Annotated in this window: 14 protein-coding genes; 4 read left to right on the forward strand and 10 right to left on the reverse strand. The window is 38.1% G+C overall.

Annotated features, from left to right (window positions below; all coding sequences use genetic code 11):
- Nucleotides 1-70: 70 nt before the first annotated feature.
- Nucleotides 71-2860 carry a 2-oxoglutarate dehydrogenase E1 component gene (locus DQ356_RS07335; protein ID WP_114303842.1) on the forward strand — a complete coding sequence of 930 codons (2790 nt, stop codon included), beginning with the start codon at nucleotides 71-73 and terminating at the stop codon, nucleotides 2858-2860.
- A gap of 137 nt (nucleotides 2861-2997) precedes the next feature.
- On the opposite strand, the gene DQ356_RS07340 is transcribed toward DQ356_RS07335, so the two are convergent.
- A complete protein-coding gene (locus tag DQ356_RS07340; RefSeq protein ID WP_126723254.1) occupies nucleotides 2998-3387 on the reverse strand; it encodes a hypothetical protein in 390 nt (129 codons plus the stop codon).
- Nucleotides 3388-3709: 322 nt separating this feature from the next.
- Between DQ356_RS07340 and odhB the strand changes: the two genes are divergently transcribed.
- Nucleotides 3710-4945: a 2-oxoglutarate dehydrogenase complex dihydrolipoyllysine-residue succinyltransferase gene (odhB, locus tag DQ356_RS07350; protein WP_114303845.1), complete on the forward strand. Its 1236-nt coding sequence runs from the start codon at nucleotides 3710-3712 to the stop codon at nucleotides 4943-4945.
- A 72-nt stretch (nucleotides 4946-5017) separates the two neighbouring features.
- Nucleotides 5018-5404, forward strand: coding sequence for a Co2+/Mg2+ efflux protein ApaG (apaG, locus tag DQ356_RS07355; RefSeq protein WP_114303846.1), 387 nt, complete (start codon nucleotides 5018-5020; stop codon nucleotides 5402-5404).
- A gap of 2 nt (nucleotides 5405-5406) precedes the next feature.
- On the opposite strand, the gene DQ356_RS07360 is transcribed toward apaG, so the two are convergent.
- Genes DQ356_RS07360 through DQ356_RS07380 form a run of 5 tightly spaced genes read right to left on the reverse strand, consistent with a single transcriptional unit; the run spans nucleotide 5407 to nucleotide 9506 of the window.
- Nucleotides 5407-5964 (reverse strand): 3'-5' exonuclease, encoded by a 558-nt coding sequence (locus DQ356_RS07360; protein WP_228420684.1) that lies wholly within the window; start codon nucleotides 5962-5964, stop codon nucleotides 5407-5409.
- On the reverse strand, nucleotides 5964-6728 hold the full coding sequence (locus tag DQ356_RS07365) for an alpha/beta hydrolase (RefSeq protein ID WP_114303847.1): 765 nt from the start codon (nucleotides 6726-6728) through the stop codon (nucleotides 5964-5966). Before DQ356_RS07365 ends, DQ356_RS07360 begins: the two co-directional genes overlap by 1 nt.
- Before the next feature lie 17 nt (nucleotides 6729-6745).
- Nucleotides 6746-7612: an alpha/beta hydrolase gene (locus DQ356_RS07370; protein ID WP_114303848.1), complete on the reverse strand. Its 867-nt coding sequence runs from the start codon at nucleotides 7610-7612 to the stop codon at nucleotides 6746-6748.
- 54 nt (nucleotides 7613-7666) lie between these two features.
- Entirely contained in the window at nucleotides 7667-8638 is a 972-nt protein-coding gene (locus tag DQ356_RS07375; RefSeq protein ID WP_114303849.1) for a glycosyltransferase family 2 protein, read from the reverse strand.
- Nucleotides 8631-9506: a lysophospholipid acyltransferase family protein gene (locus tag DQ356_RS07380; RefSeq protein WP_114303850.1), complete on the reverse strand. Its 876-nt coding sequence runs from the start codon at nucleotides 9504-9506 to the stop codon at nucleotides 8631-8633. The genes DQ356_RS07375 and DQ356_RS07380 overlap by 8 nt, the downstream gene beginning before the upstream one ends.
- 80 nt (nucleotides 9507-9586) lie before the next feature.
- Here DQ356_RS07380 and DQ356_RS07385 point away from each other — a divergent pair, with 80 nt between their 5' ends.
- Nucleotides 9587-10165, forward strand: a complete 579-nt coding sequence (locus tag DQ356_RS07385; RefSeq protein WP_114303851.1) for a thioredoxin family protein — start codon at nucleotides 9587-9589, stop codon at nucleotides 10163-10165.
- Between the two features lie 57 nt (nucleotides 10166-10222).
- On the opposite strand, the gene DQ356_RS07390 is transcribed toward DQ356_RS07385, so the two are convergent.
- The 4 genes from DQ356_RS07390 to cmk form a co-directional block, all read right to left on the reverse strand.
- Nucleotides 10223-10720, reverse strand: coding sequence for a phosphoribosyl-ATP pyrophosphatase (locus DQ356_RS07390; RefSeq protein ID WP_114303852.1), 498 nt, complete (start codon nucleotides 10718-10720; stop codon nucleotides 10223-10225).
- Nucleotide 10721: 1 nt separating this feature from the next.
- A complete protein-coding gene (locus DQ356_RS07395; protein WP_114303853.1) occupies nucleotides 10722-11030 on the reverse strand; it encodes a phage holin family protein in 309 nt (102 codons plus the stop codon).
- 69 nt (nucleotides 11031-11099) lie between these two features.
- Nucleotides 11100-11483 (reverse strand): YtxH domain-containing protein, encoded by a 384-nt coding sequence (locus DQ356_RS07400; RefSeq protein ID WP_114303854.1) that lies wholly within the window; start codon nucleotides 11481-11483, stop codon nucleotides 11100-11102.
- Nucleotides 11484-11564: 81 nt separating this feature from the next.
- Nucleotides 11565-12248 carry a (d)CMP kinase gene (gene cmk / locus DQ356_RS07405; RefSeq protein ID WP_114303855.1) on the reverse strand — a complete coding sequence of 228 codons (684 nt, stop codon included), beginning with the start codon at nucleotides 12246-12248 and terminating at the stop codon, nucleotides 11565-11567.
- Nucleotides 12249-12254: the final 6 nt, after the last annotated feature.

Below are 12254 nucleotides of genomic sequence, written 5' to 3' on the forward strand. Positions count from 1 at the left end.
TGTCGCTTTTTTTTATTAAATTTGACATTTAATTTTTAGCAAATACACTAACACAGAATTTACTGTAATAATGGACAGATTTTCGTTTCTGAATGCCGCGCATTCCCAACTTATTGAGGACTTATACCAACAATACAAAAAATATCCGGATTCTTTAGAACCATCGTGGAAGGCTTTTTTTCAGGGATTTGAATTTGCTCAGGAAGATTATGGTGACCAGGATTCTTCTTCAGCATCTGTAGTTCAGTATGCAGCGCAGACTGAAAACAGCAAAGAGATATCTGAAAATGTTAAAAAAGAATTTAAAGTTCTGAATCTAATCGATGCCTATCGCTCGAGAGGACATATGTTTACCAATACGAATCCTATTCGCGAAAGAAGACATTATGAGCCAACGCTGGATATTGAAAACTTCGGACTTACCGAAGAAGATCTGAACCAGACGTTCAACAGTGCTACAGAAATAGGAATTGAAACTGCTGCGACTCTGAAGGAGATCATTGCCCGTCTCGAAAAAGTTTATTGTGGATCCATTGGTGTAGAATACATGCACATTCATGATGTTTCTGAGAAAATATGGATCAGAAAATGGCTTCAAAGCAGCGAAAACCAAGCAGTGCTGACAGAAGAAGAAAAAATAGAAATCCTTCATAAACTCAATCAGGCCGTTGCTTTTGAAAATTACCTTCATACGAAATTTGTAGGGCAGAAGCGGTTTTCACTGGAAGGGGGCGAATCCCTGATTCCGGCGTTAGATCAGCTCATTACACGTTCCTCTCAATTGGGCGTGGACGAGGTAGTTCTTGGAATGGCGCACAGAGGAAGGCTGAACGTATTGACCAATATTTTTGGGAAATCCTATAAAGCCATTTTTTCAGAGTTTGAAGGAAAAGAATTTGAAGAAGATGTTTTCTCAGGTGATGTGAAATATCACTTAGGTTCTTCTAAAAAAATAAAAACCGCTTCCGGAGAAGAGGTATCCATCAATCTTACCCCAAATCCTTCACATCTGGAAACCGTAGCAGCCTTGGTGGAAGGAATTTGCCGGGCTAAAGTGGATGATAAATATAAAGATTTCAAAAAAGTTCTTCCGATTATCATTCATGGCGATGGTGCTATCGCAGGACAGGGAATTGTGTATGAAGTAGCGCAGATGATGAATCTGGAAGGCTACAGAACCGGAGGAAGTGTTCATATCGTGATCAATAATCAGGTTTCATTTACCACCAATTTCCATGATGCCCGTTCATCCGTATATTGTACAGATGTCGCTAAAGTTACTGGTTCGCCGGTTATGCACGTGAATGCCGATGATGTGGAATCTGTGGTTCACGCCATTCGTTTTGCTGCAGAATTTCGTGCAGAATTTGGCAAAGATGTTTATATCGATCTTTTAGGATATAGAAAATACGGGCATAATGAGGGTGACGAACCTCGTTTTACCCAACCGAATTTATATAAAATAATTTCGAAACACCCCAATCCAAGAGAAATCTACAAAGATCTCCTGAAGAAAGAAAATGTTGTTTCCGATGATAAACTCAAAGCAATGGAAGCTGAGTTTAAAGCATTGTTGGACAAGGATTTTGATGCTTCTAAGGAGATTCAGAAAAACACGATGGATGTTTTTATGGGCGATGATTGGAAAGATTTCCCGCTGTGCAGCAAAGGAGCACTTCAGGAAAATATGGACACCAGTTTCGATATTAATAAATTGAAAGAACTGGCCGTGAAAATGTCAACACTTCCGGCTGATAAGAAATTTATCAATAAAGTTTCTCGCCTTTTTGAGCAGCGTCTGAAAATGATCGATGCCAATACAATAGATTGGGCTTTGGGAGAATGGTTGGCGTATGCGTCTTTGCTGAGTGAGGGCAAAAATATAAGAATTTCCGGCGAAGATGTGGAAAGAGGAACTTTTTCTCACCGTCATGCGATTGTTAAAACAGAAGATACCGAAGAAGAATATATTCCGTTGCGTCACATTTCTGAAAGCAGATTTGATATTTACAATTCCCACCTGTCCGAATACGGGGTTTTAGGATTTGATTATGGTTATGCTATGGCATCGCCTAATACGCTTACCATTTGGGAAGCACAATTTGGGGATTTCGTGAACGGTGCACAGATTATTGTAGATCAATATCTGGCAGCAGCCGAAGAAAAATGGAAAATTCAAAACGGCCTCGTTATGCTGCTTCCGCATGGTTCGGAAGGGCAGGGTGCTGAACATTCTTCGGCGCGCCTTGAGAGATTCCTCGGACTGTGTGCGAATGAAAATATGATTGTGGCCAACTGTACCACACCTGCCAATTTCTTCCATATTTTGAGAAGACAGTTGGCTTTTGGTTTCAGAAAACCGCTCGTAGTAATGTCGCCAAAATCATTGCTGAGGCATCCTAAAGTGATTTCTACTTTTGAAGATTTGGCGGAAAATAGTTTTCAACCTATTATTGATGATGCAACTGCAGATGCGTCCAAAGTGAGCAAACTGGTTTTATGTTCAGGGAAAATATATTATGAACTATTGGCTAAAAAAGAAAAATTGGGTGCAGAGGATGTCGCTTTGGTGCGGATAGAACAACTTTATCCGTTGCATGCTGAAAGTTTAGAAGGAATTTTAACCAAATATTCCGGACGAAAAGAAATCATCTGGGCTCAGGAAGAACCGGAAAATATGGGAGCATGGAGTTATATCCTCCGAAACTTCCGCGACACAGGAATTCAGGTTGTAGCACCAGTTCCAAGTGGTGCTCCGGCGCCGGGAAGCCATAAGATGTTTGAAAGAATCCAGAATGGCGTCATCAACAGAGTTTTTGACTGTGATGATGAACCGGAAAGCAGACCAGTAACAGCGTAACTGTTTATAAAAATAGTAGATTATAGAAAAACACGGTTTAATTTGCCGTGTTTTTTTGTTTAAAATTTTTAAAAATAAATCTGCTTATTGTAAGTATTAGCCAGAACTGAATGAACTATGAAATTTAAAAGAAAATTTCAAAGCAACTTTACCAGATCCGAATGGCTGTTGGTGATAAATGTAACCATAAACCGGTTGTCGGATCTTTCGAAGAAAATATACCAGGTGGTATTTTGATTGGCTTTATAGAAGATGTATTCGGAACCAAGGCTCGAAAGCTTTTCAGGAGTTTGTTTTGCAGGGAAAATAGGAAGATTGTATTCGATGAAATCTATCAAATCATCCACATATCTAAAAGAACTTTCTACGAAACTGAAATAATTTTTCTCAAAGAGAATCAAAGATAATTCATTGAGATATTTTTCAACTTCCGGCAAATACTGAACAATCATTCTTTCCACGGTAAGGTTTTTAGATACTCTTTCGCCCTTTTCTTCAATTCTTCTCCGGTTATACCTCTTTGCCATTCTTTTTCAAAATCAAAATCTTTCCTTTTTCGAATTTTGTTGATTTCCTCAATAATGGCAGGATTTTCCAAAGAATTAATCCATTTAATAATTTCGTTTTTTTCTGCGGCTAAATTCATTACAGACAATTATTTAGTAACAAATATAACGATAATCTTAGATATTTATTACTGTTTCCGAACAAAGTACCTAAACTCATTAATTCAATTAATATTCTACCAACTTTCTTCTTTCACGGAACAGGAAAAATGTTTAAATTAGCACTTTCAATTTTTCACAAAAGTGATACGATAAACTGTATTGTAAAAGCAAAATTCCAGATATGTCAGTATTAGAAATGAAAGTCCCTTCGCCGGGAGAATCGATTACAGAAGTCGAAATTGCCACCTGGCTTGTAAAAGACGGAGATTATGTAGAAAAAGATCAGCCGATTGCCGAAGTGGATTCAGATAAAGCAACGCTTGAACTTCCAGCAGAAGAAAGTGGAATCATCACCCTGAAAGCAGAAGAAGGCGAACTGGTACAGGTAGGCCAGGTAGTTTGCCTCATCGACAGAGAAGGTAAAAAACCAGAAGGTGCAACAGAAGAGAAGCCAGCCTCAAAATCTGATGAAAAACCAGCCGAAACTCCAAAACCTGAACCCAAAAAAGAGGAGCCGAAAACACAGGCTACTTATGCTACAGGAACACCGTCTCCGGCTGCGAAAAAAATTCTTGACGAAAAAGGAATGGACACTTCCCAGGTTTCCGGTACAGGAAGAGACGGAAGAATAACCAAAGCAGATGCGGAAACGGCTTCAGTTCCTGCCATGGGAACTCCCGGAACAAGCGGATCCAGAGCACAAACGACCACTAAGCTTTCGATGCTGCGTAGAAAACTGTCAACACGTTTGGTTTCAGTGAAAAACGATACGGCGATGCTGACGACCTTTAACGAGGTAGATATGTCTGAAATTTTCAGAATCAGAAAACAATACAAAGATGAATTTGCTGCTAAACACGGTATTGGATTAGGATTTATGTCCTTTTTCACCAAAGCTGTGACGAGAGCGTTGCAAATGTATCCCGACGTAAATGCTTCTATAGACGGAGATTTCAAAATAAATTATGATTTTTGTGATATTTCTATCGCAGTTTCCGGACCGAAAGGACTGATGGTTCCTGTGATGAGAAATGCCGAAAACATGTCTTTCAGAGGAGTAGAAGCCAATATCAAAATGCTGGCCGATAAAGTAAGAGAAGGAACCATTACCGTTGACGAAATGACCGGCGGAACCTTTACCATTACCAACGGAGGCGTTTTCGGTTCCATGCTTTCTACACCGATTATTAATCCACCACAATCTGCAATCCTTGGAATGCATAATATCATCCAAAGGCCCATTGCCGTGAATGGTGAAGTGGTAATTCATCCGATGATGTATGTTGCCATGTCTTACGATCACAGAATTATTGACGGAAGAGAAAGTGTGGGATTTCTGGTAGCAGTTAAGGAAGGAATCGACAATCCAGTGGAAATTCTGATGGATGGCGATGAAAGAAAAGCTCTGGAACTTTAATCTCATTTAACTCACAATATGCATCCCGTCTCAAAAAGGCGGGATTTTTGTATACAGAGTAAAAAAAATACTATGTTCTCGAAAACTACATTCCAGATTAAAGTTTCAGTGATTCCGGAATACGACATCAAGAATAGTTTTCCGTCTGATAACCGCTTCGTTTTTAAATATCATATTACGATTGAGAATCTCAGCCAGGAATCTATCGTCGTACTGAGAAGAAAATGGCTCATTTACGATGTTGGGTTTGGGTTTACCGAAGTCAGTGGAAATGGTATTATTGGACTTACGCCTGAAATAGAGCCTGGACAGCAATTTACCTATTTTTCTAATGTCATGTTGCGCTCTGGTGTAGGGAGTATGAGCGGTAAATATTTTGTAAAAACAAGTGGGGATGATGTGGGTTTTGAAATTGATATACCGCGATTTAATCTGTTGGCTCCCGTTTTATCCAACTAATTTTAAAGTTCTTTTAAATTCTTTTTCAGAACGTCATTAATTTCGTCGTTTCGGGTGAGCATCAATTGATTGAAAGCCAGAATGGATAACTTTGCACACGCTTCTGCATCATCCCCGGCCCGGTGGTGATTGAAATTTATCTGATGAATTGTAGCCAGATTTTTCAGTCCATAACTGGGAAGTCCTTTCCACGATTTTCGAGCTAACTGAACAGAGCATAAGTATTTTAATTTAGGCTTGAAAAGTCCGTAATAATCTAAACAACCCCGAAGAACACCGGCATCAAAACCCGCATTATGAGCAATCATCAGATTACCATAGAGTAAACTTTCGGCTTCATACCAGATTTCATCGAAAGTGGGAGCATCCTGCACGTCTTCCGGGTAAATGCCATGTACAGCGACGTGATGCCTGTTGAAATACGGAAATTGAGGCGGTTTTATCAACCAGGTTTTGGTTTCAACAATTTCTCCATTTTCTACTACACAAATGCCCATTTCACAAGCCGAACTGCGGTCATGATTTGCTGTTTCAAAATCAACAGCACAAAAATCCATCATTAAAGTATTCTTTGTATTTCGTGGTTAAATTCTTTAAATTTCATCAGATCATCATGGCTGCCGCCTTTTATTTCGATAAATTTTTTCTCTAAATCAGGTTTTTCTTGCTGTAATACTTCAAATAATTTCTTCCCGGATTTTAATGGAACTACTAAATCCTTATTGCCATGAAATTGATAAACAGGGCAGTTGACGGCTGTAATATTTTCATTGGAGAGAAAATGATACGCCATTTTGGGCGATATTTTTTCCGTCGTGGAGTAGGGAAGCCAACGACTGGCGATATCCTGCAGATTGTAAAATGTAGATTCCAGAATCAGCTGTTGTGGTTCATTATCTGCGGCCATTTTCACAGCAAAACTTCCGCCCAAACTTCTACCATAAACAATGATATTTTCTTCGCCGTATATTTCTTTCAGGAAATTATAGCAAAACTGTGCATCCGAAAAAAGATAGTTTTCCTGTCGTGGACCTGTGCTTTTTCCGTATTGTCGGTAATCCATCACGAAAACATCATACCTAAACCTGGTGAATTCAGAAGCGATCTTTCCCCAGCGCACCAAATTATCCGCATTGCCATGATAATAGAGAATTACACCTTTGGGATTTTCGACTTTGAAATGTAGTGCGTTTATCTTTCCATTGTGCGGAGTCCGGAATACATGTTCCCTGAAATTTAAAGGAAAATCAAAAACATAATCATCCGGTAATTTCACGGGCAAAAAGACGATTTTTTCCTGGAGATAATGTAAAATTTTGGCCATTTATTTCGGTAAACTTTTTAATTTCTGTGGTTGATATTTAAACTCGTATGCTGGTAATTAATTTCACGTTCAGGTTCTTCAACATCTTCGAATATTTCATCCAAGACTTTATGATATTCTTTAAACTTATGAACATCAACATGTCCGGCCTTTAAAATAATATAAAGCCTTGTATTTTCCGGCTGAATTTCCGAAAGTTCTATAGCCGTTTTTACGGGAACCAGCCTGTCGTCGCTTCCATGGATGATTTTTATCGGACAGTGAACCTTTCTCAAATACTTGTAGGTTGGCAAATTAAAACGAACAAAATATTTGGCGGGAATCCAGGGCAAATAGCGGTTCACGGCACGTTCGAGGCTGTAAATAGGAGAGTTGAGAATCAAAAGCCTTGGATTGTTATTGGCAGCCAACATGGAAGCAAAACCTGTACCTATACTCCTCCCGTAAACAATAATTCTTTCCTCCGGAACTTGCTGTTTTACAAGATTATAAACAAACTGAATGTCATATTTCAATCCGTCTGAAGTTCGTTTGCCGGTACTTTTCCCAAAACCTCTGTAATCCAACATAATGACATCATAGTTCAACCTTGTAAAATCAATGGCGAATTTTCCCCACCCCTTGATACTTTTCGTATTTCCCTTGAGATAAAAAACAATACCTTTCGTGTTCTCAGATTTGAAATGGAGGTAGCTGATCTTGACGCCAGGTTCGGTCTCAGCCTCCAATTCTTCAACGGTGAGTTGGTCGTAGGCAAATTTAAAATCAGGAGGAAGTTTTTCAGGATGAAAGAAAAATTTTTGTTGAAAAAAATAAATAATCAATCCTAAAAATAAGGTGACCAGAATAATGATGACGGCAATATTGTAAAGATCAATTTTCATTTTTTATACCTGACGATATAAAAATACTAAAACCGTTTTACAAAGGATAAAAATTTATAAAAAATGTTTAAAAACCAGCCATTTTTCCTGATAATATTTTCTTATCTGATGTTTTTGTCTCCGCCGCCAAGTTTCGGGAAGTTGTGCATAAAACCCAATATGAGAGCGAACTACAGCCCAGAGATGCGAAAAACCATGCCTGAATGCAAACTGAATTCCTGCGATACCATCCAAACTGAGCCTGAAAAAAAGTAGCCAAAGCAAATTTGGAAAAGGGAGATTCTTCAGCATCATCGAGAGATTATTTCTAAAATTCAAAAAAGTTTTCTCAGGATTCTGATTGCTGAGCGTTCCTCCGCCAACGTGATACACAGCAGATTTTCCCGTGTACATGATTTTTTTTCCCGAATTTTTCAATCGCCAGCACAAATCTATTTCTTCCTGATGGGCAAAAAAACGTTCATCGAAACCGCCCTGTTCCCGGAAATCTTTACTCCGGATAAAAAGTGAACAGCCTGAAGCCCAGAAAATTTCCGTTTCATCATCATATTGTCCTTTATCTTCTTCGATAGAATTAAAAATTCTGCCACGACAGTAGGGAAATCCTAAATTATCGATAAAACCTCCTCCAGCACCTGCGTATTCAAAGAAATTTCTATTATGATAGGAGAGGATTTTAGGTTGTGCAGCGGCAATAGATTGGTCTGAATCAAACAGAGCGATCATCGGTGGAATCCAATTCTGGGTAACTTCTACATCAGAATTAAGAAGACAATAAATTTCTGCATCTATGTTTTTTAATCCTGAATTGTAACCCGCAGCAAAACCTTCATTTTTGGAATTCTGAATAACCTTTACTGAAGGGAAATTATTCTCAACAAAAGTGACAGAATCATCTTCGGAAGCGTTGTCAATGATATAAGTATCTGCTTCCGGAGAATGCTGAACGACGATGGGAAGAAATTTCTCCAGCCATTTTTTTCCGTTCCAATTCAGTATTGCAATAGCCAATCGGTTCTTATTCATCGTATTTTTTTATAGCGTGAGCGTATTTCCATTTTCTGTGGCTCCAGAGATAATTGTCGGGTCTTCTGCGGATAGAATTTTCCAGAAGCTGATGAAATTTTTTCACAATTTCATTTTTTTCAAACTTTTCATTTTCCGGTTCTACACGATAATAATTGACTTGGTAGTATCCTCTTTTCACTTTCTTCACATCGCAATACACGAAAACCAAATCCATCTTGGCCGCCAGCTTATCATATCCCACAAATACCGGTGTTTTCTGGTTCAGGAATTTCAGTCCGTAGCTCACTTCAGAAACGTGCGGCGTCTGGTCTGCCACAAACATATAAATCGAGTTGCCATCATTAGGAGACCGCAGCATGTGTTTCACCACTTCTTTCGCTTCTAAAGCTTGATTCCCGTGAGAATTTCGGATTATTTTCAGTTTTTCTTCCCAAAACTGGCTCTGCATTTTACGGTAAACAGGATGGCTGTTTTCCTGAGGAAGATTGGTGGCCAAAGCGGTGAACCATTCCCAATTGAAAACGTGTCCGGTGAGCATGATGACATTTTTGCCTTCTTTTTTAGCATTCCGGAAAACATCCTGATTCAGGTGTTGAACTCTTACTTTAAGTTCCGTACTGGAAACGGTGAAAGATTTAAGCGTCTCCACTAAATAATCGGAGAAATTAATATAAAATTTTTTCTTGATTTTTTTTAATTCTGAATTGGTCTTTTCTGGGAAGGAATTTTTCAAATTATTCATTACCACAGTTTTACGATAGCCAATAATATAGAATAAGAAAAAGAAAATAATATCAGAAAATAAATAGAGTACCCTCAGCGAAAGTCTCGAAAACAACAGTATAATCCTAAAAAAGAGTTCCATAAACTGTTGCAAATGTAGCGATATTAAAAAGATTGGAAAACTTTTTGCAGGCATAAAATCTTATTGTAATTTGCATTATTATGAAAAAAATTCACCTTGCGTTTTCGCTAATGATCTCCAGTCTTTTAATTTCCTGTTCACAAAAAACAGAAAACAGTGCAGATCAGTATGTTTCCAAAGATTCTGTGATATCTGAATCGGATAGTGCAGCGGTAAAAGCGGAGCGAAAAAAGGTTCAGGAACAGGAAAAAGCCAAATTGGACAAACCTTACCGGGAAGATGAAAATGCTGAGGAAAAAATAGAATCACTCATCAAACAGGCGCAGGCAGAGAATAAAAACATCATTTTACAAGCTGGAGGAAATTGGTGTATCTGGTGTCTTCGATTTAATGATTTTGTTCAAAAGACTCCGGAACTGAAAAAACTGACAGCTGATCATTATCTGTATTATCATCTGAATTATTCGCCGAAAAATAAAAACGAAAAAGTATTCAACAGATATGGAAATCCCGGCGAAAAATATGGTTATCCTGTATTTATTGTTTTGGATAAAAACGGAAAATTAATCCACACTCAGGACAGTGCTGTTTTGGAAGACGGAAATGGCTACGATCTGGAAAAAGTGAAAACTTTCTTCACCCAATGGATTCCGAATTAACATACCATTAAACAGAATAAGAAAACCGTTTCTGCTAATCAGAAACGGTTTCGCTTTTTAAATAAGTTGTTCCATACTGGAAACACTTTTATTTTTCTGATATTCTTCAAGTTTTTTTCTGATAAAACGGAGCGCAAATGGCGCAATATAAATCAGCGCAATGCCGATGAGCTTTTTCTTCCAGCTGGAACTTTTGATATTATTCTTGGCGAAATTCCCTACAAATGCGACTGCCCACAGTTTTAAAGCGTTGTCTACAACGCCTCCTTTTATCGCGGTATCCGCAATACTCATGAAAGTGCTTTTGCTTATAATTTGATTCTTGACTTCTCCGGTGATGCGGCGAACAATTTCATTCTTTTTCAGAGTGATCTTTTTTTCACCTTGCTCATCCAGTTCTTCTTTCAGGAACTGGTCGGTATAACCATTGGTGAAGGCACTCAAACTTCTTTTTGCGTTATTAAAAGTGAGCAGATCTTCTTTATCGGCAATTTCCTTTTTCAGAAGTTCCTTTTTTCTGCGAAGTTCATCGAGGCTGTTATATTTATAAGACATATCAGTCGTTTAGAGATTGTATTATTTTATTGGCTACTAAAGTTTTAATCGTTTTTTTACTCAGGAAAATGATCAGCATCAAAAGCAGGTAAAAACCCGCCATGATCAGAATTCCGTAAGCATAATTTCCGAGGTAATATCCTATCAGTAATCCTAAACCTATATTCAACAATATGAGAAAAAACAACATACAGACTGACAGAAGTACAATAATGGAAATGGTTCCAGCTGTAACAGAAGTCTTTTCTGTTGCTTCCATTTTCAGAAGGTCTATTCTCTGGGAAGCATAATCTTTTAATATGTCCAACATGGTTTTTTGTTTTAAGTTATAAAAAAAGGAACTTTTCGTTCCTTTTTATTTGATCTGTGAGGACACTTTTTATCTCTTTAGTCCGTCCAGTTCTGATTCTACATCTTTTACAACATCCGTTGCCTGTGCTACAGCCTGATCTTTATATTTTCCGTAACCTTCCTTTACAGTGCTCGCTACATTGTTGACGGTTTCTTTAAAAGTAGATGAAATATTTCCGTACTGGTCTTTTACTTTTTCAGAAACATCGTGGTAGGTTTCTTTCGCTTTTTCAGACAGTTTTCCGTACTGGTCGGTTGCCTGATCTTTCAGATCATTTGCTTTATCCTTAATTTTTTTTCTTGTTTCTTTCCCTTCTTCAGGTGCGTACAGCATTCCGAGAATTACACCAGCAGCAGCTCCTGCTAATAATCCTGCTAATACAGCAGATGTGTTGTTGCTTCTTTTTGACATTTTATTTTTATTTTAAGTTATTGTAATTGAGTATCTGCTGAGTAAAATTACAATTAATATACCAAAAGAACGTCTTCTGTCTTAAATATTATTAAAAGTTTTAATGTGTGACAGTATCAGCTGTGTGGTTTCTTTTTTAGTAAGTTGAGAATTGTCAATCAGAATGGCGTCTTTCGCCTGTATAAGTGGTGCTATCGTACGTTCGCTATCGGTTTTATCTCTGAGTATCAGATTCTCTTTTACTGAAGCAGCATCTGTTTTGATTCCTAATGACAAAAGTTCCAGATGTCTTCTTTTGGTGCGTTCATCAATACTGGCAGTGAGAAAAAATTTATAGTCTGCATTCGGCAACACGATAGATCCGATATCTCTGCCATCCATGATGATGCCGCCTTTCTCGGCAATAGACCGCTGGGTGTGCAGCAGGAACTCCCGAACTTCCGGAAGTGTGGCAATCAAGCTTACATTTTCAGAAATTTCCGGAGTTCTAATTTCGGACGAAATGTCTGTATTATTCAGGAAAAGAACCAACATTCCATTGTCTTCTCTAAATTCCAGATTGATTTTATTTAGATTGCTAATCAGTTTCTGTAAGTCGATATTATCCTTTTCATTTTTGCAACATTGCAGTGCAAAATAGGTAATCCCCCGATATAAAGCTCCGGTATCCATGTGAATAAGGCCCAGTTTTTCCGCAATAACTTTAGAAATAGAGCTTTTCCCTGTAGAAGAGAATCCGTCAATGGCAATTACTGGCTTTCTCATTCCACA

The organism is Chryseobacterium lacus, from assembly GCF_003336205.1.
Lineage (GTDB): Bacteria > Bacteroidota > Bacteroidia > Flavobacteriales > Weeksellaceae > Chryseobacterium_A > Chryseobacterium_A lacus.